Raw genomic sequence first — 24,627 nt, 5'->3', positions numbered from 1 at the left:
CCTGCAAAGCCATACCAACTGGCAGGATATTAGTTTTATTAGAATAAATAACGAACTCCAAACTGAAACTGTCTCGGTGGCGATGCATTTCTTTGTGTAAACAATCCACTAGCGCTAGACCCACCTTGAATTTGGTTGCTTTGTGTGGCATTATTACTGTAGCCACTTAAATTTTCAGCATTAAAAATATTAAAGATATCGACACGTAATTCTAATTTATTATTTCCGGAGATCGTGATCTGGTGTTGCACTCCTAAGTCAAAAGTAGTACTCCATGGCAAACGATCATTGTTTCTGCTTTCTCCTGGGAAACGATCACTGTTTCCTTGATAGGCATCTGAAAAGCTTGCGCCATCACCGTTTAAATCTGTAGTCCCAAAACCAAGTGGAATCCTATTAATAGGCTGTCCGCTTTGCAATAATCCTGCTGCAGTAATTGTTGTTCCCTTAAAGGGATAATAACTGTAAATCCCATTAATATTGTGCGTTCTATCATTTACAGACGGCCCCCATTCATTTGCATAGTTATTCCCATCTGAAGGTCTGAAATTAATTCCGTCCGTATCATTCTTGCTTGATGATAACGTATAGTTCAATCGGTACGAATAGTGATCAGAACCTCTTGTTTTTTGGTAATTTAAACTCATTGCATAATACCTAGATTTTCCTTCATTCTCACTTACGATAACATTTCTAGCAATTCCAGTAAGCCTCTGACCATTTATAGTAGCACCTCCGTTCGTAATAGGAATAGGTCGGCTTGCATCAGCTTGAGCCTGCGTTCTGATCACTACATTATCAGGATCTATAGGGTATTCAGCTGCCGCATTAAGGTTTCTTAATCTAGTTAAGTTTTCCCCTCTATTATGCACTACATCCACAAAAAACAACCTTTCGTCAGTTAATTGCAATTGGTAGCCTAATGCAAATTCATGAGAATAAGCATTTTTATATCCATTAGGATTTAGAATCCTACGTTCGTTAGAAAAAATATTTTCTCTTTGCCCTTGTAAATCCGAAGCTGATGGTCCTTGCAAATAATTTACTCCTGAAACCGAAGCCGCTAGGTTTCCGTTGTAGGTTATTCTGTCTATATTCGTATCGGCAGGCAAAAGGCCTAATCTTTTTAATTCTTGTAATTCTAATTTATAACTTTGAGAAGTCGTATTTTGCTGTAAAGCATCACTATACACAGCATAATTTACTTTATCGTATGAAATTCCGTATCCTCCACGCAAACTGCTTGAATTATCTAACTTATAATTAAAATTAAATCGAGGGGCGAGATTGTTGTAATCGCCTTTGTCGCTTCCTCCTTTTGACAAATTATCATAATCATAACGCAAACCTACAATAAGATTCAAACGACTAGTAACCGACCATAAGTCCTCAACATAAGCCGAATAAATATCTTGATTTGTTCCAAAAGAGGCAGGACGTAACTCCACATTATAATTTAAAACCTGCGCATCTTGCGGAATATCATTTACATTCAAACCTCCTCCTACTCCACTATTTTTGATAACATCAATTTGGTTTTGATTTAATTTCACTCTGTAATTACCTACAGGATTTCCACCGCCAAATAATTGGTGATTGCCTCTAATAAAGTTTACTCCTGCTTTAAAAGTATGATTCTCTGTATAATACTTTACTTTTTGTTGCAATTGTATGGTGTTTTCGATTGCATCAAAAACATAGCCTGGATTTCCAATTACCCCTAATGTTTCATCCTTTACGCCTAAAACAGTCACTTGTGAACTATTCGGGTTGAATGGTTTTGCATAATTCCATCTAAAACGGCTGTATTGTACATTCGTTTCTCCAGAAAAGTCTCCAAATTTATAGCTGTTTTTTAAAGCTAATAAGATACTGTTCCTTTGCTGCGCATTTCCTGCCGATTTAAAAGCGGAGCCTCCATCTAGTCCCCCACCCTGTCTTTCTACATCAATAATACCCACGTTTGTGCGCAAGGACGAGTTGAAATTAGAATTCCAAATTTGGTCAATTTTTGACGAAAAATAATTAAATGTATTCGTTCCTCTCACAGTCTCTGTAATGCCTAATTGAGGAACATTCAATAAATTATCTTTGATATCAGTAGTATGTTCAAAATTGAAATAATAAAAAGTTTTATCTTTCACGAAAGCCCCTCCTATTCCCGCACCTGTTTGGTAGCGAGCAAAACCATTCTTGACTTGGTTTCCTGATAAGTCTCTCTGTGCAAAGCTGGATTTCCCGTCAATTGATGGACCTGGCCTTGTAATAAAGAAAACTTCTCCCGTGGTTTCATTAGATCCGGAACGAGGTGTAATGTTAATGACCCCGCTTCCTGTCAAACCATATTCAGCTGAGAAATTATTAGTTAACACTGTAACATCTTTTACAAATCCTGAAGGGATAGCAAATTTTTGTCCTCCTAAAAAACGTTCGTTATTATCTAACCCATCAATTAAATAAGAAGTATATAAGGAACTTGCTCCATTAATGCTCACATTTGGTGATTCAGGAAAGAAACCGGTTGCCTGTGATACATTAGGCAATCGAAACAAAACTCTTGTGATATCTCGACCTTCTACAGGAATTTCCTGAATTTCGGCTGCCTTTAGTTCAAAAGAAACCTCAGCATCCCGACGATTAATTTTTGCAGTAGCGCCTTTAGTAATCACGACTTCGTTCAGTTCTTTAGATTCTTTTGGTGCTAAAACCAAAGTCACATTTGACGCTTGATTCGAACGCACACTTACTAACTCTGATTTTTGAGCGGCAAATATGGACGTTCCCTCAAAAACAACTTGGTATCCATCAAGAGCAGGAATTCCACGAAAAGTTACTTTTCCCTGACTGTTTGAAATTTGTTGTAAACTAGTGTTACGAGAACTATTGATTAACAAAACCTCCAGATTCGGAATTGGTTTTTGTGTGTTAAAATCGATCAAAGTGACCGATAGGTCTTCTTGAGCCACGGCAAATGTTGTGACGCTGAATACTAAAAACAGGAAAAATTGTTTCATACAAATGAAGTAATGGAATGTTAAATTTAAAAAAGGAATTGATTAATAAGCTGCTACGGGCGATCCTTTATTAAAATTTAGTCCAATACTCGTATTCGTATACAAATATTTAAAAAACTGATATATAGCAAACGAATAAAAAAGCAGGGATAACAAAACACTCTTAAAAGTACTGTAAAAAGGAAGGTCCCGCAATAATTTTTCAAAATCGCTTCTGGTGTTACAGTCGGCTAAAGGAGCTATAACTCCTATCTTTTGTTTCGAATAAAGCGCTCGTAATTGTTCAGAAACTTTTGGCGTTTGCCAATCAATTTTGGCGAAAGCCACCTTGTTAAACGATACTCTTGAAATTCCCATTAAGTAAGTGCCTCCTTTAAAATCAGGTCCAAGTACGATACTCTTGTCTTGCAGTTCCATAAAAGCTTCGTGCAAATGAGTCAAACGCAATCCCGGGCTATCATTTCCCAACACAATAACTTTATCAAACCCTTTATCCAATACAGATTGAATGGCATGACTCAACTTATCTCCAAAAGAATCACCTTGTTGCGTATTTTCATCAGAAATAAAATAAGGAAGTTTTGTTTTATGAGCCAATAACAAAACTCTTTCATTCATTTTATGCCACAGTACCTCATTTTGCTTTCTATTGTAAGCAATGGGTTTTAAGGTACTTTGCACCTTATCGCTCTGGGCAAAAATAAGTAGTGCTGTAGATAAACAAGGATTGTCTTTGCAATTCATATTGTAAATGACGGAACAAAATCGCTTTCCTGACAATAAAAATTACTTTTTTTTTAAAAAATTTAAAAATTTATGACTAAACCGAAAACAGGCGACTAATCCTGGAGCAGTAGTTAACCTTAAAAATAAGGTAATATGCAAAAAGCTTAGCTATCTCTTATTAACAAAGGAATCTATAGCATTTTAATAGACGAACTGTTTGACGGTACTGGGACAGAATTAGTGTTTTCACCTTCAAAGCTGATGCTTTCGACTCTAACTATATGTGTGTGGTAAGAGTACGATTCATAGCGCTAAAAAATAATTGAAAAGTACGTTTCTGTACAAGTATTAGGTACTATTTCTAAACACTATTTATCTTTATTTTTTCACTACTAAAAAATAAATACCGTTGCTTTTCTTTTTCATCAGTACTGGGAGATTTACACTTCTTAAAATCATTTCAAACTAAAGAAAAAGACTTTGATCCATCCAGGATAAAAAGCTGTTTTTTTTATGTTTCATTATTTATATGAGGTGATTTTAACTTTCCAATAATAAAAGAGAAGCAAAAACTACTTTTTTTTACAAATAAAATTTACCCCCATGTTATTTTGAACTATTTAAGTTTTTAAAATATTAAAAATAACTTTTTTAATCAATTAAAACGATATTAAAAACAAAGACCTTATAAAAAACAGGGGTATTCAATAAAATTATTGTTGTGAATATACCAATATTTTAAATTTAAAATAGAGAATAACTAATTTATTGAAGTGATTTTTTGTAATCGATAATTCTTTGCAAATTGAATTAAAAAGTCTCTCTTAATTTATCCTACCAGAATAAAAGTTAATAAATTCGCCACAATAAAAGATGAAAATTAACATAAAAACAAAGTTCACAGAAGGATCTTTCCAATCATAAAAAGACTTGAAAATAAAAAATATTTAATAAAAATCAAATCAATAAATAACCAAAATTAACCAACCAAAAATAAATTAACATGAAAAAAATCGAAGCTGTTATTCGAAAATCAAAATTCGATGAAGTTAAAGAAGCTTTACACAAAATCGAAGTCAATTTCTTCACCTATTGGGATGTCACTGGAGTCGGTAATGAGAAGGAAGGACATGTATACAGGGGAATCACCTACAGCACCACAGACATTCAACGAAGGTATATTTCGGTTGTCGTTTCCGATGCTTTTTTGGAAAAAACGATTGACACTATTTTAGAAGCGGCGTCAACGGAAATGGTGGGGGATGGAAAAATATTTATTTCTGACATTCAAGAAACCTATCGAATAAGAACTAAAGAAAAAGGAACGGATGCCATCAAATAACCAACCTCAATAAACTAACTAATAAAAAAATATATTATGGATACGAATGCTGTATTAGACTTAATGTGGGTATTAATCTGCGGAATTTTAGTGTTTTTCATGCAAGCAGGTTTTACGCTTGTAGAAACTGGATTTACCAGATCAAAGAACACAGGGAATATAATAATGAAAAATTTAATGGATTTTTGTATCGGTAGTGTCGCTTTCTGGGCAATAGGATACTCATTAATGTATGGAACATCAATAGGTTCTGTAATAGGAACTCCAAGTTGGTTTTTTGATAGCGCTGCCGATATGCACAGTTTGTTCTTTCAAACTGTATTTGCTGCAACGGCTGCGACAATCGTTTCTGGAGCCATTGCTGAAAGAACAAAATTTACTACCTATTTGATATTCTCTTTATTGATGACTTTGCTTATTTATCCAATTTCTGGTAGCTGGGTTTGGAACGCTGGAGGATGGCTTGCAAAAATGGGATTTACTGATTTTGCCGGTTCAAGTGTAGTACACTCTGTTGGTGGTTGGGCATCATTAGTAGCCGCTGCTTTAGTAGGGCCAAGAATTGGAAAGTATAATACTGACGGAACGGTAAATGCTATACCTGGACACAATTTAATGTTAGGCGCATTAGGGGTGTTTATTTTATGGTTTGGATGGTTTGGTTTTAATCCAGGGTCACAATTAGCCATTTCAGGAGATAACGCTTTTAAAGTAGCTGCCATTTTTATCACAACAAATCTTGCTGGAGCTGCTGGAGCATTGGCTGCTATGTTCTTAACTTGGGCAGTTTATAAAAAACCAGATATTTCTATGACTTTAAATGGTGTACTAGCTGGTCTTGTAGGTGTTACTGCCGGTTGCGCTGCTGTAAGTCCAGTAGGAGCATTTTTTATCGGACTTATCTGTGGTGTAGCTGTTGTATTCTCCATCGAATTCATTGATAAAAAATTAAAAATTGACGATCCTGTTGGAGCTATTTCTGTACACGGTGTATGTGGTGCCTTAGGTACTTTATTAGTAGGTGTTTTTGCTATTGATGGCGGATTACTTTACGGTGGTGGATTTGAAAAACTAGGAGTTCAGGCTATTGGAGTATTTTCAATTGCAGCATGGGCAATGGGCGCTTCTTTTATAGTTCTTTTCATCTTGAAGAAAACTATGGGATTGAGAGTAACAAAAGAAGAGGAAATTGATGGTTTAGATATTCATGAACATGGAACTAATGTTTACAATGACTAACCTTCAAAAAGGTAACCTAAAAAATATTTAATAAAATTAAAGCGCTGAGTCTTAAGAACGAGGTAGCACAAATCATGAATAAAGCCTACAACAAAACTATTTTTTGTTGTAGGCTTTATATTTTTAAGAGTCCAGATTGATCATTATTAAATTATAATTCGAAAATTATGAAAGCGGCATTTTTACCTTGCATTCTGTTTCCTTTTTACTTTTACTATTACTAACACTGTTTTATATCGATAAAACATTTTCTTTATTTGGCAACAATACTTTAATGGAGTGGGTTCATTTTAGTTTAAAAACTCTTGGGGTATTTTGGGTAATTTATTATTTCTTTAAAGCAAACCGCTGATTTTACAGACAAAAGATTATCATCTCCCTATTTAAAAGCAGTGTAATATTCCTGATTAATTTTGCTGTCATCACCCTCGCATCAGTGCTTTTCGCACTGTATGCGTATAATAACATTCACTAAACTACTGTCATTATTAAACCCGTTGCAAACTTTACTTATTATTATGGTACGATGCAATTACTGCGAAAAATGTTTTTAACTATTTCACCATGGTAATAGTTAACCATTATCTTCTTCTAAATCATTGTGGTTATCACCGCCAATGCTATAATAGTTGTTTTCTTCATCCTCACTACCAATTTCCTCTTGTTTATCGTCTAACTCTGCGCCGGGAATATCCAAATCCGCACCCGACATATCTTCCTCGAAACTTTTTTCATTTAATTCTCCTTGCTTTCTTATTTCAACCGGGATTTTCTTTTTGCTGATATCAGCAGGATTGATGTCACCCTCTTTACGTCCCTTATTATAAATATCTTCAGTTGGCGGATAGTTTAAGGCATCAAGTAATTTATCTTTATCTGCTTCTTCCGCTTTGTGAGATTTAGGACTTGGTTTGTTATCTTTATTTTCCATCTTAAATAAGTTTTAACTAATTGATATTAAACAAACTAAGTTAATCATTTTTTAATAAACGAGCCCCTCTATTTTTGTTTAAATACTACTGTAAAATTAATCTGTCCCACTCAAAACCTATTGGCACTAAATTTTATACCCTCTATTTTTGTTTAAATACTAGATCATTGTTTTTTGAGCTTAAAACAACATACTTCCTTTTCCATTTTACACCTAATAAATCACTAAATTTTGGTTAAACGAAAAGAGTTCAATTTTCATCTATTTTTACACTAATTCTAAAACAAGACAAATATGAGCTTACTATCAGAAAATATTATTCCAGGAAATCAAGTTGAAATTTTTGGAACTAACGCTATAGAAGAAAATGATTTAATAAGAATTAAAACTAGCCTATTAACAGTATAAGAAGTCAATGAAGTTATTCTAAATACTGAAATTTTCCTGCGGGAATGTACAATATAGAGGGACTAGATTATTTCATTAGCGAATATTGAACACAATGCGAAATCTCTAAGGTCCCATGCTATCCTAAGAGAACCGTTTGAGCTATAGTAGTTGCGAGCCATTAAAACACAACTAAGACCTAACTATTTCAACAAAAAAAGTATCTCTAATTACTCTTGTTGTTGTTTTTACAAAATACTAACTGTATAATTTGCTTTTTTATTCGTGTTATCGTAATATTGCAATATAAATATATAACGATGGGGATTACTAAAACGGAATATTTTACAGAAGAGCAAAATGAGTTGGCAATCTTAGCGAAAGCAATTGGCCATCCTGCTCGTATTGCCATAATACAGCATCTTATAAAAGTGAATAGTTGTGTTTGCGGAGATATTGTAAACGAATTACCTCTGGCACAACCTACGGTATCCCAACACTTAAAGGAATTAAAAAACGCGGGGCTTATCAAAGGTAATTTTGAAGGAAACGCTATTTGTTACTGCCTCGATGAAGAAGGCTTCAATAAAATACGAAGCTTTTTTCTGCACATAAATACGTATTTAGAAAGTAAAAAAAATCAATGTTGTTAATTTTTAAATTATACGAAAATGAAGTTATCAGAAATTAAAAAAGAGTTAGACACATTAGAAAATGTAACTTTCCTGTTGCCAAACGGCACTTATGTTCCAGAACATTTTCACGTTACTGAAGTAGGTTTAATTACTAGAAATTTCATTGACTGTGGGGGAAAGGTAAGAAACGAAACCGTGATAAACTTCCAATTATGGGATGCTAATGATTTTGAACACCGTTTAAAACCAAAAAGACTATTAGATGTTATCACCCTGTCTGAAAAAGTTTTAGGAATTGAAGACAACGACATAGAGGTGGAATACCAAGGGGAGACTATCGGGAAATACGATTTAGAATTCAATGGGAAAGACTTTATACTGCTGAACAAAAAGACCGCCTGCCTTGCCGAGGATCAATGTGGAATCCCGCAGGAAAAGCAAAAAACGAAACTCTCTGAAATTCCAAGTCAAACGAACAGTTGTACTCCAGGTGGAGGTTGTTGTTAACTAAAAACGTACTTTGTAAATGAATCAATCAAATACTGCCGTATTCCATTCAATAGAAAATGAAATACGTTCTTTTCAATTTGGGAACATACCTCCCGAACGTAAAACTATACTACAGCCACTAATTGAATTTATTCAAGAGAAAGTTAGTAAGGAACAAGAAACCCGACTCAATTTTATTTGTACGCACAATTCAAGAAGAAGTCATTTATCGCAAGTCTGGGCACAAACTGCGGCAGCACATTTCAATGTGAAAAATGTCTTTTGCTATTCGGGCGGCACAGAAGCTACGGCATTATTCCCTATGGCGGCCAAAACATTGGAACAAGTAGGATTCGAGGTGCAACTCCTTTCTAAAGGAAAAAACCCTGTTTACAGCATGAAATATGGAGCAAATGCCCATCCGATTATCGGGTTTTCTAAAACATATGATGACAGTTTTAATCCGCAGTCGGCCTTTGCGGCGATATTGACCTGCTCACAAGCGGATGGCGCCTGCCCTTTTATTGCCGGTGCTGAAAAACGCATCCCGATCACTTTTGAAGACCCTAAGACATTTGATAACACACCCCAACAAGAAGAAAAATATAAAGAAAGAAGCATCCAGATTGCTACGGAGCTTTTCTATGTATTCTCACAAATAAAAAAATAATATGTCCGCAACTAATTGCACTCCTGCATTGAACAGAAAAAAACTAGGGTTTCTCGATAGTTATTTAACCCTCTGGATATTCCTTGCCATGGCAATAGGAGTTGCCATTGGGAACTTCTTCCCTTCCAGCGGAGATTTCATCAACTCTTTTTCCAGTGGAACCACTAATATTCCGTTGGCAATTGGGCTTATCCTGATGATGTATCCGCCATTGGCAAAAGTGAAATACGAACAAATGGGAGAAGTCTTTAAAAATACTAAAGTACTAGGCGCATCCCTATTCTTGAATTGGGTACTGGGCCCGATCCTAATGTTTTTCCTGGCGCTCATTTTCCTTAACGGTTATCCTGAATACATGATTGGTGTCATTCTTATTGGTTTAGCACGTTGCATTGCTATGGTAGTAGTTTGGAATGATCTTGCTGATGGAAATCGGGAATATGCAGCCGGACTGATTGCCTTAAACAGTATTTTTCAGGTATTGCTATACAGTGTATATGCTTATGTTTTTATTACGGTTCTTCCTCCCTACTTTGGTTATACCGGTTTTGATGTCGATATCAGTATTACCCAAATCGCGGAAAGTGTCGGTATTTATTTAGGAATTCCTTTTGCATTGGGAATCATCAGCAGATATGCTTTAATCCACTTAAAAGGAGAAGACTGGTTCCAGAATAAATATGTGCCCTTTATATCCCCCATTACCCTTATCGCTTTACTATTCACTATTGTAATTATGTTTAGCCTGAAAGGAGAGTTAATCGTTCAAATTCCAATGGATGTAGTTCGAATCGCCATTCCTCTCGTTATCTACTTTACTTTGATGTTTGTGTTGAGCTTCATGGTGGGCAAGTACTTTGGTGCAGACTATTCTAAAAGTACCGCTATTGCCTTTACAGCAACGGGAAACAATTTTGAATTGGCTATTGCAGTTGCCATAGGCGTATTTGGCATCAACAGCGGACAGGCTTTTGCCGGAGTTATAGGCCCGTTAGTAGAAGTTCCGGCATTGATAGCCTTGGTGAATGTAGCTTTTTGGTTTCGAAAAAAATACTATCCAACTACCGCATAAAAATTAATTATTATAATATCTAAAAACCATCCTTTTATCTCAAAATAAGAGGATGGTTTATTTTTTAGGAGCTATTTCCCGTCATACGCTATATCTTTATAACTGCTGAAAACGGCAGCTATAAAGGATGCCGCTTCTACCGGGGCTAAAGCATTTCATGTAGACATAAAGCTTCAATTCATTCAAAACCATAATCTTAAATACAATAAAACAGTTCCTATTACTTAATGAGTAAAGCCGACAATTAAAAAATTTAACTAAAGCTTGGTTGATTTACCCACCGTCAAATAAATGTGGTTGTTGGGATATAGGAATCCCATCTTAGTATTCTGTTTGTTAATTTTCATATCGACAGTACCTTGCTCGTTTTCCAAGTAATAAAGCATGTAATTAGCATCCGAAGAATAGACTACAATATTCATACTTTTGTACTGCAATTTCATATTGGTAAAAAAGAATACTACATCATTCTTTTTTCTGTCGAGGAACACAAACGAATATTCGTTTCATGCAATATCACATTCCCGGTCTTGCAAAAGAAGTGCGTAAACACAATACCGCTACACATTAAACACCTGTTCTTGCGCATACATAAAACCCGACATCAGCAACAGTAAGATCAAATACTTCATATTTCTTGATTTTCTTCAATTGTACTAGCTTAGTGCAGTCCATTCAGCTAATACAAAAGACATGCCATTAAAAACCACAGAGATAGTATAGCACTGTTCTTTTTTGTTGAAAGGACCGCTTTCCTTCTTTTTTGTATAAAAAAAATTCGTTCCTTTGAAAACTGTTTTACAATAAATAGAAAACGGTAAAACAAGAACTGGAGGTTACATTAAATTACAGATCAAAATAAATTTTATAAAAATCATGGGGTTAAAAACAGACATTAACGCATTAAGACGAAAACTAATGCGTCGCCTTACCAAGAACGTCGGGGCTTCACAATTTGATCAGAATATCGATGTGACAAAAGTGGAGTTTAAAAAAATTCTAATTTGTAGACCAAACCCTAGATTAGGAAATCAATTGTTAATTACTCCGCTAGTGCAGGATGTTATTGCAACTTTTCCTAAATGTGAAATAGATTTATTTGTGAATGGTGGTTTAGCGCCCATTATTTTTAAAAATTACAATAACATAAATCGAATAATTAGACTCCCAAGAAAACCTTTTAAGGAGATTACTAAATACGTCCAAGGATGGCTATCCTTAAAAAAATACAGTTATGACATTGTGATAAATGTAGTAGAGAACTCTTCATCTGGAAGATTATCTGCGCAATTTGTAAATTCAAAATACAAATTTTTCGGGGATGATGTTGATGCTATTCAATTGAAATACATAGATTATGAGCATATTGCAAAATACCCCGTTTACAACTTTAGGCACTATTTAACCAAACTTGGATTTGAAGAAAATAATAGCCCTGTTCCTGATCTAGATTTGAAACTAAGCCCTTCAGAGCTTGCAGAAGCAAAAAAGACACTACATAGTATTGTACAAAACGATAAAAAAACCATATGCATCTTTACTTTTGCGACTGCTGATAAGTGCTATCCAGAATCATGGTGGGCGCCCTTTTATGACCGATTAAAAGCGGAATATTCAGACTACAATATTATCGAAGTGTTACCCGTTGAAAATGTTTCACAAATAGGTTTCAAAGCACCAACCTTTTACAGTAAAGACGTTCGTGAAATAGGAGCTTTAATGGCAAATACTAAGGTGTTTATTGGTGGTGACAGTGGAATTATGCATTTGGCCAGCGCATCAAAAGTGACTACAGTTGGACTTTTTTCGCGTGACAATATAAACATGTATGCACCTTATAACAACAATAGTGCGGCGATAAACACCAACACTGATTCTCTTGATGATTATATTGCTATTTTGGACAAAATTTTAAGATAGTATTGATCTTTTGAATTGATAAAAACCAGCAGAATTTATCTTAGTAAATTTGAAAAACGAATCCAGCATTTGCTCTAGATTTGGAATTTCCCACTTTTAAAAACTAATTCTCTAAAAAGTTACTTTATAAAAATGGATTCGATAAAAGTCGAATCCATTTTTTTGTTGCATAATCATTTGTTTTATTACATTTACAATTCATAAAAACATAACTATGTCTGTCGCAAAAAAAGATTACAAAAGAATTACCACTAAATCATTAATTGAAATGAAAGCAAATGGGGAAAAAATCTCTATGCTTACCGCTTATGATTACACCATGGCTAAAATTGTAGATACAGCTGGTATTGACGTTATTCTTGTGGGTGATTCTGCTTCAAATGTGATGGCTGGACATGAAACAACTCTACCGATTACTTTAGACCAAATGATATACCATGCCTCTTCTGTTGTTAGAGCAATAGAAAGAGCACTAGTTGTGGTTGATTTGCCTTTTGGAAGTTACCAGTCAGATCCAAAGGAAGCCTTGCGTTCATCAATTAGAATTATGAAAGAAAGCGGAGGCCACGCAGTAAAACTGGAAGGTGGAAAAGAAATTAAAGAATCAATTAAAAAAATATTAAATGCAGGTATCCCAGTAATGGGACATTTGGGTTTAACACCTCAATCAATCTATAAGTTTGGAACATATACCGTTCGTGCCAAAGAAGAAGAAGAAGCCGATAAATTAGTTGAAGATGCTAAATTATTGGAAAGACTAGGATGTTTTGCACTAGTTCTAGAAAAAATCCCAGCACATCTAGCTGAAAAGGTAGCTAAAAGTATTTCAATTCCAGTAATAGGAATTGGTGCAGGAGGTGGCGTTGACGGACAAGTACTTGTTATCCACGATATGTTAGGGATGAATAATGAATTTAGTCCCCGTTTCTTGAGAAGGTATATGAATCTATACGAAGGAATGACGACTGCTATTGGTCAATATGTTGCTGATGTAAAGTCGAGTGACTTTCCTAATGAAAAAGAACAGTATTAACCTTTTATTAAAACCACTGCTTTTCATAAAGTTATCGGCTGTCAACTATGTCGTTATTGGTGCCAATTAATTTGGTTCAAGAGCATCTTCTTTATTATTGAACGCAGTAATTCTAGTTATCATAGGAAAAATGGTTAAAACAATTGGAGGGTACTGAAAAAGTACTCTGCTAACCCGAAAATGAAAAATTAAAAAAGAGTTAAAACCGTCATGTTTTAGCTCTTTTTTAGTTTCGATAACGCTTACTAACCTAAAATAAATTTTGGCGAAAATGGAGTAAAATCAAAGTCTTATTTAATCCTTTTTTTACTGGATGTTTGAAAAGAGGCCCCTTTTCAGTGACCTCACAATTGGATTTTTTTCATCTTCCAATTTTTATTTTATTGACCATACCTAAATTTCTAATTCATACCGGCGCATTTTCACTGCTACTGCATTTGGATTTTGTGCCTCAATGGTAATCATTACATTTTAGATAGCAATTATTTCCGAACAGAAACTGGCGTAATTATCTTTTTTTGTATAACTATAGTGAAGATTAATATCAAAAGGTTCTCTAAGATTAATACTAAAGCTTTCTACTCTTTTTTATGACGAGTAATACGTACTAAAGCATTTACTGCAATTATTTTTTAAATTTTCAATAAATAGAGGAATATTGTTTGTTGTTATTGTGCTGACCGTTCCATAGTATTATTTAGTAGAACAAAAAGCCGTTCTTTTCTTGACTATTTCGTCGTGAGAGTTTACTAAAAACGGTTTGTCGAATCCGGATAGAAAGCCGATTTATATGGTAGACCTAAATCCCAGCCCTTAGCTATGATTTGGTTATTTATGACTGCTTTTGGCTTCCATTAGGCACAAATTGTTTTTTTTTTAAAACTTTGGAAAAACATATAAACACTTTTTAAAAACAGTTGGGTGTCATTCTTGGTTTTATGGTTGTTTTAGACACCCGTATTTTTCACCTTATACAGTATCTTGCACACTTATATACTACCTATTACAATACCAATTATGTTTCTAATGGTATACTATTGGGAAGGTTTTAAAAGCAAAAAACAAATTTTTCGTATTGCCCTTGCATTTCCTTTGATTGTATTTATCGCTTATTTTTCCGTTTTTGCTTCCGGACAATTAGACAACTATACAGACACCATTAAATATATGTTGGAAATTTAAAAGTGAACAGTCAAAACAAACAAGTTCTGTTATTCTATTGGAAGGAAAAAAATTATCCGGTGCAGTTTTATTCTGATGGAAAAGCACAGCTAATAAAAAACAAACTCAGTTTGACTCGGTATTCAAAATTCACAAGAAAACATTCTTGGTCACGTTGAAAAAAAGAGAACATGAAATTCTGAAAAAAAGATATAGAACATATGGTTTTAGAGGAAAGCAATTATAAAAATTCTATTTTTGTATCTAAATAAAGGAACAGTATTAAGTAATGAAAGAGATATCAAACAAGAGTAACCTTCAAGTTCTTCATGAAGACAATCATATTATTGTGGTTAACAAGCGTGTTGGCGACATAGTCCAGGGAGACAAGACAGGAGATAAACCTTTATCTGAGGTGGTTAAAGAATACATTAAAGACAAATACAATAAACCTGGTGACGTTTTCCTTGGTGTGGTGCACCGTTTAGACAGACCTACAACTGGAATTGTAGTTTTTGCTAGGACCAGTAAAGCGTTAACGCGCTTGAATGAGTTATTCAAAAATAGGGAAACGCAAAAAACGTATTGGGCAATTGTAAAAAACAAACCTGTTAAGCTGGAAGACAAGTTGGTTCATTTCATTAAAAGAAATGAAAAAAACAATACTTCAAAGGCACACATAAAAGAAGTTCCTGACAGTAAATTAGCGAGCTTAGATTATAGCGTTTTTAAAGAGTTAAACAATTACTTTGCGTTGGAAATAAATCTACATACGGGAAGACACCATCAAATCAGAGCACAACTATCTGCGATAGGCTCCCCCATAAAAGGAGATTTAAAGTATGGTTTTGACCGAAGCAATCCTGACGGAGGCATCCACTTGCATGCCCGAAAATTATTTTTTGTACATCCGGTTACTAAGGACAGCATATCCATAATTGCTCCGGTGCCAAATGAGGTAATCTGGAATGCGTTATGATTTTAATTGAATAAAAAATCATAATTAAAATTTAACAATTAACTTGCATAGAAATTAATTATCCAAATTTAAAATGAATTATAAAATCAACATAGAATATAGAAAAGAGACTCTAATAAAACTTCTAAATAATATTATAATCCATGAAAATGAGATAATTAAAGCTTTATATGATGATTTCAAGAAGCCTGCTTTTGAAGCTGTGCTGACAGAGACCAGTTATGTTATTTCTGAATTAAAAGATACCATCAAGAATATGAGCAAATGGGCAAAGCCAAAAAAGGTTTTTCCATCGCTCCTCAATTTCCCCTCTACAGATTATATATATAAAGATCCCTATGGAAAGGTCTTGATTATTGCTCCATGGAATTATCCATTTCAATTGGCTCTTTGCCCTTTGGTTTCTGCAGTTGCTGCCGGAAATCAAGTCGTACTAAAACCTTCTGAATTAACAGGTAACACAGCCGCTATTATTGCGAAAATAATAACCAAAACGTTCCATGTCAATCACGTGGAAGTTATTCAAGGTGGTGTGGATGTGTCCAAAAACCTACTTGCACAACGCTGGGATTATATATTTTTTACCGGAAGTGTTTCCGTCGGAAAAATAGTTGCCAAATCGGCAGCAGAACATCTGACACCTGTGACGTTAGAACTTGGCGGAAAAAATCCGTGTATCATTGATGAAACTGCTAATTTGAAACTGGCGGCTAAAAGAATTGTTTGGGGAAAATTTATGAATGCGGGACAAACCTGTATTGCCCCTGATTATATCTTAATTCAAAAAGACATGAAAGATAAGTTTATTGGCTATATGAAAGAGGAAGTAACCACTGCTTACGGCAACAACCCAAAAGAATCTCCTGATTTTGCCAGAATTATCAATGTTAAAAATTGGAACCGATTAAAAGAAATGATTGACAACGACAAAGTCATTTTTGGCGGTCAAACTGATGCGTCTGACTGTTACATCGCTCCCACCCTTATCGATGAATCCGACATAGATAGCCTTATCATGAAAGATGAAATATTTGGCCCTTTATTACCTATTATTGAATACTCAAGTGATGCAGATATCTATACCGTAATTTCAAAACATGAAAAACCATTGTCTTTATATGTTTTCACGGAAAATAAAAGATTTGCAAAACAAATCATTCAAGACTATTCTTTTGGAGGAGGTTGTATAAATGATACAGTAGTTCACTTTTTAAATAAAAGATTGCCTTTCGGAGGTGTAGGCCATAGCGGCATCGGGGCCTATCACGGGGCTTTAAGTTTTGATATTTTTTCACATAAAAAGGGAATAGTAAAAAAAGCAAATTGGTTGGATTTACCTTTGCGCTATGCTCCTTATAAAGACAAATTAGCCACGATCAAGAAACTATTGAAATGGATTTAAGTAAAGAGAAATCAGTAAGCGAAGCTATACAATACAGACGCTCTGTCCGTGTTTTTAAAAACGAAGTCCTTGACGATGAAAAAGTAAAAGAATGTATTCGTTTGGCTACACTCGCTCCTACGAGTAGTAATATGCAACTCTGGGAATTCTACCAGATTACTGCTCCCGAAGTTTTAGATAAAATTACACAGGCAAGTTTTAATCAAAATGCGGCGAAAACTGCAAGACAAATGGTTGTTGTGGTGGCTAGAAAAGATTTATGGAAAAAAAGAGTACAGTCCAATGTTGCTTTTTTAAAACGGCAGTACGGGGATAAATTACCCACAGACTATTCAAAAAGAGAAAAATTTGCCCTCAATTATTATCAAAAAATTGTTCCTGCCCTTTATTTTGATTTTATAGGAATTTTGGGTGCCTTAAAGTTTCTCGTTTTTCAAACTATCGGAATATTTAAACCTATATATAGGCAAGCCCGAAGAAGTGATATGCGAATAGTAGCCCAAAAAAGTGCTGCTTTAGCCGCACAGAACTTCATGATCAGTATGGCAGCCATAAACTATGACACGTGCCCGATGGAAGGCTTTGATTCTTTAAGAGTGAAAAAAATATTGAATTTACCTGCTGGTGCTGAAATAAATATGATTATCGGATGTGGAATACGGGACGAATCGGGCGTTTATGGAGAACGGTTCAGGGTTCCCTTTCAAGAAGTCTATTTTAAATTATAATCCTATTTTACTATTTTAAACTAATACAAAACCTATAAAAAATGAATCTTAAACAAGACCGAATAGAAGAAATAGTACGCAATGGATATCAGTTGGATTTTGCTGATGTTTTTAATAAAGCATTTGAAAACTATAAAAAAATAGCCCTTTATGCAGGTCTTATGATTTTTGTTTTTATGGTAATCCTCTTTGCTGTCGCAGCGATTATGAGTGTAACATTTGTTGGAATTGCTGCATTATCTCAGGAGTCATTAGAGGGTTTAAGTAAAACTATGGAAAACCTTAGCGGTACAGCTCAGGTTCAATATGTAGGGCTATCCATTTTGTTTTCCTGTTTAATTAGCCCTCTGACAGCAGGATTAATAAAAATGGCTTACTGTGCAGAAAGAGATGAGGAATTTCATGTTTCAACCGTGTTCAGTTACTATACTACAGCCTATTTTACTCAAATTCTTGTGGCAACATTTTTAATTTTGGTATCTAGCAATGGAATAGCAATGGCGTTAGATTATAGCGGAATTATTCTCCTGGGATCAATGCTATCTCTTGCAATATCTTTTTTTACTATACTTGCTATCCCACTCATCATTTTCAGCGATTTGAAAGCAGTAAATGCTATAAAATTCAGTTTTTTAATTGTCTCTAAACAGCCCTTAATCCTCTTCGCCCTTATGTCCGTTGCAGTTATAGGCTCAATGGTTGGATTTATTGGATGTTGTATCGGAGTGTTTTTTACACTACCCTTTGTTTACTCCATGTATTACGCCATCTACAATGAAATTATCGGTTTTGATTATAAGGAGGAATTATAGAAAAATTACAGACAACTAATTTGTTTTAAATAATAGGAAACGCGATTTTATTTATCATAAAATCGTGTTAATGTCATAAAAAAAACATTACATTACGAACCAATTATTCTCATTTCGTCAATTCAAAAAAAACATTTTCTATGGTGTTTTACAATAGCTTTTTTTATACGATTATTTCAAACTATACCTATTATTGCTGGCTATCCTTACCAAAAGCCATACTGTCATCTGCTGGCTTGATTGAAATGATTTTTTCAAATAAAAAATCTTTATTGTGGGTTTTTTTATTTCTTTTTATTGCCTTCTTATTTTTCACTCTTAACAAAACAAAAAAAAAATTAAAGAGCACATTAATAGAAAAAAATAATGAAGAATATATACGCAATAAAGAATATCAACTCTATCTTCTCTTCTTAGGATTTGTAAATATTATAGCTGAAATTAATTATGAAATTTTTAGTGTAAGACCAAAAAGTTTATTCTTTTTTAATATCAGTGCCGCTTTATTTTTTATAATTATATATGTAATTAGTACCAAATCAGCTTTGCTTTTCCGGAACATACGAAAAATCTTCATTGTTTTTTACCTGCTTTATTTTGGTTTGATATGTAAAAATTTACTTTTTTCACCGACCGACATCATACCTATCCTCGCTTTTGTTGTAACTTTTTACTTTGCTTATACCATTTTTAAACCTATAAAATTATATTGGTTTTTTGTAGCCTGCACATTTTTATACATTACCATTGTTACTTACTTAGAAATGTTACCCTTTAAAACAACTATAGCATTATTCAATTTTTCTTTAATTGTCTTTACCATAAATTATATTCAGCATATTGTAGGATTAAATGTTAAAGACAAATTCCGTTTTTCTGATCAAATTATAAATAACGGTAACTCTCTTATTGTTGTATCCAATAGAAAAGGAGAAATTTTATTTTGCAGTGAAACGATTACTCCTATTTTAGGGTTTTCAGTCGATGAAGTTATGGGAATGTTGTTTTGGAAGGTAACTGAAGATCCTGAATTTATGGGGGGAAAATTTCATGATAGTATTATTTCCGAAAAACCTTTTGTGAGGAAACTGAAAACAAAAAATGGAGAGTACAAGCATATAGAATGGCATCATAAAAGATATACTGAGGATTTAATTATTGGTATTGGCCATGAGGTAACACTGCAAATAGAAACACAAAAAAGATATGAAAACCTTGTTGAATCTGCTTATGATATAATTTATGAATTAGACCGCCAAGGTACTTATATATTCATAAATAAAAACTCTGAAATAATCACGGGATTTAGTATAACCGAATTATTCAGCTCTAAATTTGAACATTTAATAAAAGATACTTTTCAACAAAGAGTCTTTGAGTTCTATAGCAATTCGACGGAGGAAATGAATAACTTCCCACTTTTAGTGTTTCCGATTATTAAAAAAAACGGGGATGAGCTATGGCTTTCCCAAAAAGTAACAATCAATAGGGATAAAGACCGAACAATAACCGGGTATTCAGTAATAGCGAGAGATATTACTTTCTTAAAAAGTATTGAAAAAGAAAAAACAGAAAGACGACTAAAAAATCTAAAATACAGTACCGCTTTAAAAGGTTTTACGGCAAAGAGTTACTCTAACAATGAAAGTTTTGAATCCAAACTAAAAACGATTTTAGAAATCACCACCAAAACAATTGGTGTTGGACGGGCGAGTTATTGGAATTGTTTTGAAGACAGAATCAGTTGCGTACAACTCTACGATTTTAGAAGTAATAAATATATAAACGACCTAGAAATAACAAAAAAATCATTTCCAAAATACTTTCTAACAGTTCAAAATAAAATACAGGTTGTAGCTTCTGATGTTTATACAAATGAAATCACCAAAGAATTATGTGTTGCTTATTTTCCGGAAAACAATATACTTTCACTCATAGATACCCCCGTATTTATTAACGGTGAATTACAAGGGATTGTCTGCTTTGAAGCTACCGAGAAAGTGAAGCAATGGGACAATGAGGATATCAATTTCTCAAGGTCAGTTTCTGATATCATTGCAATAGCATTTGAAACACAAATGCGGTTAGACATCCAAAATAAATTAACGTACAAGAGTGAATTACTGGCAGCAATGACCAAATGCACCGAAAAGTTTTTAAACAGTAAGGATATAGATGGTATTTTTACTGATGCATTGATTATTATGGGGAAAGCCACGCAATCACATCGTGCCTACTACTATGAAAATGATTTCTCCACTAATTTAATAAGTCAAAAATACAGATGGATAATTAATAATACCTCTTTGACCGATATTAATCCTAAACTTCAGAATTTATCCCATGCCTATTTTGAAGAATTACTTCAACCGATATTAAATAATAACATTTATGAAGCTACCGTATCAAAAGTTGACAATGAGTCGTTAAAAAACAAGTTGTTGAATTTAGATGTAATTTCTTTAATCCTTTTCCCAGTTTTTATAAAAAACACATTCCATGGCTTTTTGGGATTTGACAACACCTCTGAGGAAAAAAAATGGACTGAGGATGAAGTAAATATTCTACAAACCTTAGCAAGAAATATTGCCTCCTCTATAGAACGTATCGCAGGAGAAACCGCAATTTATGAAAGTGAAGAAAAATTCCGTTTGTTAGCCAATAATATTCCGGGTGCTGTATACCTTGCAGAGAACGATGCAAAATATACAACAACATATATCAACGATCAAATTAAAAAATTAACGGGCTATGATAAAATCGAATTCTTGGAAAAAAGAATTTTTTATAGCGACCTGATTCACCCCGAAGATTATGATAGAGTAGTTACCGACTCTAGAGATAAATTATCGAAATCCGAGCCTTTTCATTTGACATACCGAATCATAAATAAAATTGGTAAAATCGTTTGGGTAGAAGAATTTGGGGATGCCATAATCAATAATGGAAAAATTTCTTATATCGAAGGCATCATGCTGGATATCACTGAAAGAAAAATGGCCGAAGATGCCATAAAAGGACTTGAATACGCTGAAGCAGCCAATAAGGCCAAATCAGAATTTTTAGCTAATATGAGCCATGAAATCAGAACTCCTTTAAATGGGATAATTGGCTTTACCGACCTATTAATGCAAACTAAACTTGAGGATGTCCAGGAAAAACATATGATTACCGTTAATCAGTCAGCCCATTCCTTATTGGGCATCGTAAATGACATACTTGATTTTTCTAAAATTGAAGCGGGAAAACTTGATTTACATATAGAAAAACATAAAATCAAAGACATTTTAAATCCAATTATGGATTTAATTCTTTATGAATCCAATCAAAAAAAGCTTCACTTAGAACTTGCGGTAGCTCCTGAAATACCTACCTATTTTTGGGTGGATAACATAAGATTAAAACAAATCCTAATTAATCTTTTGGCTAATGCAGTGAAATTCACAGAAAAAGGTTTTGTACAACTAGATGTCTCAATACTTAAAACCACTAATTCTAACACCACAATCCGTTTTGCTGTCCTTGATTCCGGAATAGGGATTTTACTGGAAAATCAAACGGAAATATTTAAGGCTTTCTCTCAAGAGGATAGCTCCACAACTAAAAAATTTGGCGGTACCGGCTTAGGTCTTACAATTTCAAATAATTTATTAGGGCTAATGGAAAGTCGCATGCAACTCAGCAGTGAAATTGGAATTGGTAGCACTTTTTATTTCGATTTGGACTTAAAAACAACTAATGATTCGGACGTAGAAACTATTCCGATAAATAATAAAGATGTTGTCGTCGACCGTTTCGCTATTCCTATTGACAATAGTTTGAAAGCCTTAAAAATAATGCTCGTTGAGGATAATAAAATTAATATGCTATTGCTCAAAACAATTATTAAAAACGCCATTCCCAAAGCCATTATTCATGAAATTCCTAACGGAGCGGATGCTGTAAACAAGTTTGAAAATATTGTACCTGACATCATTTTTATGGACATTCAAATGCCATTAAAGAATGGGTATGAAGCTACAAAAGAGATTAGAAAATTAAAGTCAGGTGCTTCAATTCCAATAATCGCTATAACCGCAGGAACCGGACTAGAAATAAGCGACAAATGCACTGCAGCAGGGATGGATGATTATATCTCAAAGCCAATCCTAAAGAAAGTAATAGAAGAAACTTTAATTAAATGGACTACATTATAGCGTAATGAAAAGTCACTACTTGGTTTTATAAAAAATATATTAAACTGTTATTTAGCTTTACAATTCCTCATATTAAAAAACAGCATCAAAATTGAAATAATATGAAGTAGATAGGACGAACACAAAGTAACAATGTAGAAGACCGAAGAGGGGTGTCTTCCGTTGATAAAACAGTTTTAGGTGACGGTCTTTTGGGAATTATAATACCATTGATAAATGCTTTTGGAGGGTGAAAATGCCCAAATGCTAACGCCAATTTTAGAACAAATAAATCAAGAAGAAAGCAATTGGAGTATTGTGAATATGTAATCGCTATGCTAAAACTAACGGTCAATACCTTTTTAATAAATACCAACTTATCGACTATTTATTTAAACAAAGTCGATTATTAAAAAAACATCATAAAATAAGCAGTATCTTCGCGGCAAATTAAAGAAGTACTCTCAATAATAGTGTTTGCTTCCTAAATACAATTTATGTCATTCAACTCATTAGGTCTCTCTGATGCTTTATTAAAAGCCATCAGCAAAAAAGGGTACACAGCCCCTTCTCCAATACAGCAAAAAGCAATTCCACCTATTTTAGAAGGTAAAGATGTATTAGCATCCGCGCAAACAGGAACAGGAAAGACAGCAGGTTTCACGCTACCAATATTACAGACATTATCGCAAGGAAAACATTTAAGCCACAGACCTATTCGTGCCTTAATATTGACACCAACACGAGAATTAGCTGCTCAAATACTTGCCAATATAAAAGAATACGGTGAATTTTTAGATTTACGCTCTGCCGTTATTTTTGGAGGTGTAAATCAAAAACCACAAGTGGCTCAACTACGACTAGGTGTCGATATTTTAGTTGCAACTCCTGGTCGATTAATCGATTTGCAAAATCAAGGTTTACTAACACTCTCTAAAGTGGAAATCTTAGTTTTAGATGAAGCAGATCGCATGCTAGACATGGGTTTCTTGAGAGATATTGAGCGCATACTGAAAGTATTACCTGCAAAAAGGCAAAACTTAATGTTTTCAGCGACCTTTTCAAAAGATATTAAGAAATTGGCAATGGGTATTTTGCATAAACCAGTTCAGGTTGAAGCAACACCAGAAAATACTACTGTAGATGCCATTACTCAAAAAGTATATCCTGTTGCAAAAGAGAAAAAAACAGAATTAATTATCAAACTGATTAGTGAAGGAAACTGGCAACAGATTTTAGTGTTTACTCGTACTAAACAAGGTGCTAATAAATTGACTGAAGCTATGATTAGCGCTGGTATTAAAGCAGCAGCCATTCACGGAAATAAAGGACAAGGCGCACGGACAAAAGCATTAGCCGGATTTAAGAACGGAAGTCTAACCGCATTAGTCGCTACAGATATTGCAGCTCGTGGTCTAGATATCCCATTATTACCACATGTTATCAATTTTGAATTACCTAATATTCCAGAAGACTATGTACACCGCATTGGTAGAACAGGAAGAGCTGGAGCAAATGGGGAAGCTATTTCTTTATTTAGCCCAGACGAAACCACTTTTTTACGCGATATAGAGAAATTGATTGGTATGAAAATACCGACAGAAAATATAGCTGGTTTTGAACCAGATCCGAAAGCCTCCACTCAACCTATTAAACAAGGGCAAGGCAGACAACAACGGAATTCAACACCAAGACAACCGAAAACGGATAGCTCAAACAGAAGCGGTAACAATAGCTTTGGTCCAAGACGTAATAACGACAGACGTTCGAACTAAGAAATCAAGTTTTCCTTTTTTAAGAGCAGAACGATTCCGTTTTTTTTTATGAAGTCTGTTCCCGCTATACACTAAAAACTTTGTAAGGGCTAAACGCTAGCCCTTGCAAGGTTTTTTGCTTCTATCGGGGCTAATAT

19 protein-coding genes are annotated in these 24,627 nt (G+C 34.1%); 14 read left to right on the top strand and 5 right to left on the bottom strand.

Translation table 11 applies throughout. The features are described from left to right. Window positions 1–38 precede the first annotated feature (38 nt). Complete coding sequence (locus CXF59_RS01440) at window positions 39–3,014, bottom strand: TonB-dependent receptor domain-containing protein (protein ID WP_101135941.1); 2,976 nt, start codon at window positions 3,012–3,014, stop codon at window positions 39–41. Window positions 3,015–3,056: 42 nt separating this feature from the next. Further along, the gene (locus CXF59_RS01435) at window positions 3,057–3,758 is read right to left on the bottom strand and encodes a DUF2064 domain-containing protein (protein WP_101135940.1); all 702 of its coding nucleotides are present in this window, start codon (window positions 3,756–3,758) and stop codon (window positions 3,057–3,059) included. A gap of 985 nt (window positions 3,759–4,743) precedes the next feature. Between CXF59_RS01435 and CXF59_RS01430 the strand changes: the two genes are divergently transcribed. Both CXF59_RS01430 and CXF59_RS01425 read left to right on the top strand, forming a co-directional pair. Further along, complete coding sequence (locus CXF59_RS01430) at window positions 4,744–5,082, top strand: P-II family nitrogen regulator (protein ID WP_101135939.1); 339 nt, start codon at window positions 4,744–4,746, stop codon at window positions 5,080–5,082. A 36-nt stretch (window positions 5,083–5,118) separates the two neighbouring features. Beyond that, window positions 5,119–6,321 (top strand): ammonium transporter, encoded by a 1,203-nt coding sequence (locus CXF59_RS01425; protein ID WP_101135938.1) that lies wholly within the window; start codon window positions 5,119–5,121, stop codon window positions 6,319–6,321. Window positions 6,322–6,895: 574 nt separating this feature from the next. On the opposite strand, the gene CXF59_RS01420 is transcribed toward CXF59_RS01425, so the two are convergent. Beyond that, window positions 6,896–7,252: a hypothetical protein gene (locus CXF59_RS01420; protein ID WP_101135937.1), complete on the bottom strand. Its 357-nt coding sequence runs from the start codon at window positions 7,250–7,252 to the stop codon at window positions 6,896–6,898. A 707-nt stretch (window positions 7,253–7,959) separates the two neighbouring features. Here CXF59_RS01420 and CXF59_RS01415 point away from each other — a divergent pair. From CXF59_RS01415 to arsB, 4 genes are read left to right on the top strand one after another with little or no spacing between them, the layout of a single operon-like run. Next, entirely contained in the window at window positions 7,960–8,292 is a 333-nt protein-coding gene (locus CXF59_RS01415; RefSeq protein ID WP_101135936.1) for a helix-turn-helix transcriptional regulator, read from the top strand. Between the two features lie 18 nt (window positions 8,293–8,310). Continuing rightward, window positions 8,311–8,781 (top strand): DUF6428 family protein, encoded by a 471-nt coding sequence (locus tag CXF59_RS01410; protein ID WP_101135935.1) that lies wholly within the window; start codon window positions 8,311–8,313, stop codon window positions 8,779–8,781. Between the two features lie 19 nt (window positions 8,782–8,800). Further along, the gene (locus CXF59_RS01405; RefSeq protein ID WP_101135934.1) at window positions 8,801–9,433 is read left to right on the top strand and encodes a low molecular weight phosphatase family protein; all 633 of its coding nucleotides are present in this window, start codon (window positions 8,801–8,803) and stop codon (window positions 9,431–9,433) included. Between the two features lies 1 nt (window position 9,434). Further along, the gene (gene arsB, locus CXF59_RS01400) at window positions 9,435–10,505 is read left to right on the top strand and encodes an ACR3 family arsenite efflux transporter (RefSeq protein ID WP_101135933.1); all 1,071 of its coding nucleotides are present in this window, start codon (window positions 9,435–9,437) and stop codon (window positions 10,503–10,505) included. A gap of 257 nt (window positions 10,506–10,762) precedes the next feature. On the opposite strand, the gene CXF59_RS01395 is transcribed toward arsB, so the two are convergent. Then, window positions 10,763–10,948 carry a hypothetical protein gene (locus tag CXF59_RS01395; RefSeq protein WP_101135932.1) on the bottom strand — a complete coding sequence of 62 codons (186 nt, stop codon included), beginning with the start codon at window positions 10,946–10,948 and terminating at the stop codon, window positions 10,763–10,765. 433 nt (window positions 10,949–11,381) lie between these two features. On the opposite strand from CXF59_RS01395, the gene CXF59_RS01390 reads away from it, so the two are divergent. From CXF59_RS01390 to CXF59_RS01365, 6 genes are all read left to right on the top strand, one after another. Beyond that, window positions 11,382–12,425 (top strand): glycosyltransferase family 9 protein, encoded by a 1,044-nt coding sequence (locus CXF59_RS01390; RefSeq protein WP_101135931.1) that lies wholly within the window; start codon window positions 11,382–11,384, stop codon window positions 12,423–12,425. A gap of 214 nt (window positions 12,426–12,639) precedes the next feature. Further along, the gene (gene panB, locus CXF59_RS01385) at window positions 12,640–13,458 is read left to right on the top strand and encodes a 3-methyl-2-oxobutanoate hydroxymethyltransferase (protein ID WP_101135930.1); all 819 of its coding nucleotides are present in this window, start codon (window positions 12,640–12,642) and stop codon (window positions 13,456–13,458) included. Window positions 13,459–14,908: 1,450 nt separating this feature from the next. Then, a complete protein-coding gene (locus CXF59_RS01380; protein ID WP_101135929.1) occupies window positions 14,909–15,598 on the top strand; it encodes an RluA family pseudouridine synthase in 690 nt (229 codons plus the stop codon). A gap of 73 nt (window positions 15,599–15,671) precedes the next feature. Beyond that, window positions 15,672–17,000: an aldehyde dehydrogenase gene (locus tag CXF59_RS01375; RefSeq protein ID WP_101135928.1), complete on the top strand. Its 1,329-nt coding sequence runs from the start codon at window positions 15,672–15,674 to the stop codon at window positions 16,998–17,000. Continuing rightward, a complete protein-coding gene (locus tag CXF59_RS01370; protein ID WP_101135927.1) occupies window positions 16,991–17,728 on the top strand; it encodes a nitroreductase family protein in 738 nt (245 codons plus the stop codon). Before CXF59_RS01375 ends, CXF59_RS01370 begins: the two co-directional genes overlap by 10 nt. 41 nt (window positions 17,729–17,769) lie before the next feature. Continuing rightward, entirely contained in the window at window positions 17,770–18,540 is a 771-nt protein-coding gene (locus CXF59_RS01365; protein WP_101135926.1) for a hypothetical protein, read from the top strand. A gap of 190 nt (window positions 18,541–18,730) precedes the next feature. Here CXF59_RS01365 and CXF59_RS15535 read toward each other — a convergent pair whose 3' ends face one another. Further along, window positions 18,731–18,856 carry a hypothetical protein gene (locus tag CXF59_RS15535; protein ID WP_255416283.1) on the bottom strand — a complete coding sequence of 42 codons (126 nt, stop codon included), beginning with the start codon at window positions 18,854–18,856 and terminating at the stop codon, window positions 18,731–18,733. Window positions 18,857–19,304: 448 nt separating this feature from the next. Between CXF59_RS15535 and CXF59_RS01360 the strand changes: the two genes are divergently transcribed. Together CXF59_RS01360 and CXF59_RS01355 are read left to right on the top strand one after the other, a co-directional pair. Further along, a complete protein-coding gene (locus CXF59_RS01360; protein ID WP_232758560.1) occupies window positions 19,305–22,736 on the top strand; it encodes a PAS domain S-box protein in 3,432 nt (1,143 codons plus the stop codon). 476 nt (window positions 22,737–23,212) lie between these two features. Then, the gene (locus CXF59_RS01355; RefSeq protein ID WP_101135924.1) at window positions 23,213–24,490 is read left to right on the top strand and encodes a DEAD/DEAH box helicase; all 1,278 of its coding nucleotides are present in this window, start codon (window positions 23,213–23,215) and stop codon (window positions 24,488–24,490) included. Window positions 24,491–24,627: the final 137 nt, after the last annotated feature.

It is taken from the genome of Flavobacterium sp. ALD4, assembly GCF_002836475.1.
Lineage (GTDB): Bacteria > Bacteroidota > Bacteroidia > Flavobacteriales > Flavobacteriaceae > Flavobacterium.
Note: the sequence above shows the minus strand (reverse complement) of the source record. Positions and strands in the feature narration are given on the sequence as shown.

What these genes read in the sequence shown, in the direction of transcription:
- CXF59_RS01425 (WP_101135938.1), top strand. Translation starts at nt 5,119, where the DNA reads ATGGATACGAATGCTGTATTAGACTTAATGTGGGTATTAATCTGCGGA.
- CXF59_RS01405 (WP_101135934.1), top strand. Translation starts at nt 8,801, where the DNA reads ATGAATCAATCAAATACTGCCGTATTCCATTCAATAGAAAATGAAATA.
- CXF59_RS01355 (WP_101135924.1), top strand. Translation starts at nt 23,213, where the DNA reads ATGTCATTCAACTCATTAGGTCTCTCTGATGCTTTATTAAAAGCCATC.
- CXF59_RS01415 (WP_101135936.1), top strand. Translation starts at nt 7,960, where the DNA reads ATGGGGATTACTAAAACGGAATATTTTACAGAAGAGCAAAATGAGTTG.
- CXF59_RS01420 (WP_101135937.1), bottom strand. Translation starts at nt 7,252, where the DNA reads ATGGAAAATAAAGATAACAAACCAAGTCCTAAATCTCACAAAGCGGAA.
- CXF59_RS01410 (WP_101135935.1), top strand. Translation starts at nt 8,311, where the DNA reads ATGAAGTTATCAGAAATTAAAAAAGAGTTAGACACATTAGAAAATGTA.
- CXF59_RS01395 (WP_101135932.1), bottom strand. Translation starts at nt 10,948, where the DNA reads ATGAAATTGCAGTACAAAAGTATGAATATTGTAGTCTATTCTTCGGAT.
- CXF59_RS01430 (WP_101135939.1), top strand. Translation starts at nt 4,744, where the DNA reads ATGAAAAAAATCGAAGCTGTTATTCGAAAATCAAAATTCGATGAAGTT.
- CXF59_RS01365 (WP_101135926.1), top strand. Translation starts at nt 17,770, where the DNA reads ATGAATCTTAAACAAGACCGAATAGAAGAAATAGTACGCAATGGATAT.
- CXF59_RS01440 (WP_101135941.1), bottom strand. Translation starts at nt 3,014, where the DNA reads ATGAAACAATTTTTCCTGTTTTTAGTATTCAGCGTCACAACATTTGCC.
- CXF59_RS01390 (WP_101135931.1), top strand. Translation starts at nt 11,382, where the DNA reads ATGGGGTTAAAAACAGACATTAACGCATTAAGACGAAAACTAATGCGT.
- CXF59_RS01380 (WP_101135929.1), top strand. Translation starts at nt 14,909, where the DNA reads ATGAAAGAGATATCAAACAAGAGTAACCTTCAAGTTCTTCATGAAGAC.
- CXF59_RS01375 (WP_101135928.1), top strand. Translation starts at nt 15,672, where the DNA reads ATGAATTATAAAATCAACATAGAATATAGAAAAGAGACTCTAATAAAA.
- CXF59_RS01360 (WP_232758560.1), top strand. Translation starts at nt 19,305, where the DNA reads ATGTTACCCTTTAAAACAACTATAGCATTATTCAATTTTTCTTTAATT.
- CXF59_RS01435 (WP_101135940.1), bottom strand. Translation starts at nt 3,758, where the DNA reads ATGAATTGCAAAGACAATCCTTGTTTATCTACAGCACTACTTATTTTT.
- panB (WP_101135930.1), top strand. Translation starts at nt 12,640, where the DNA reads ATGTCTGTCGCAAAAAAAGATTACAAAAGAATTACCACTAAATCATTA.
- CXF59_RS01370 (WP_101135927.1), top strand. Translation starts at nt 16,991, where the DNA reads ATGGATTTAAGTAAAGAGAAATCAGTAAGCGAAGCTATACAATACAGA.
- arsB (WP_101135933.1), top strand. Translation starts at nt 9,435, where the DNA reads ATGTCCGCAACTAATTGCACTCCTGCATTGAACAGAAAAAAACTAGGG.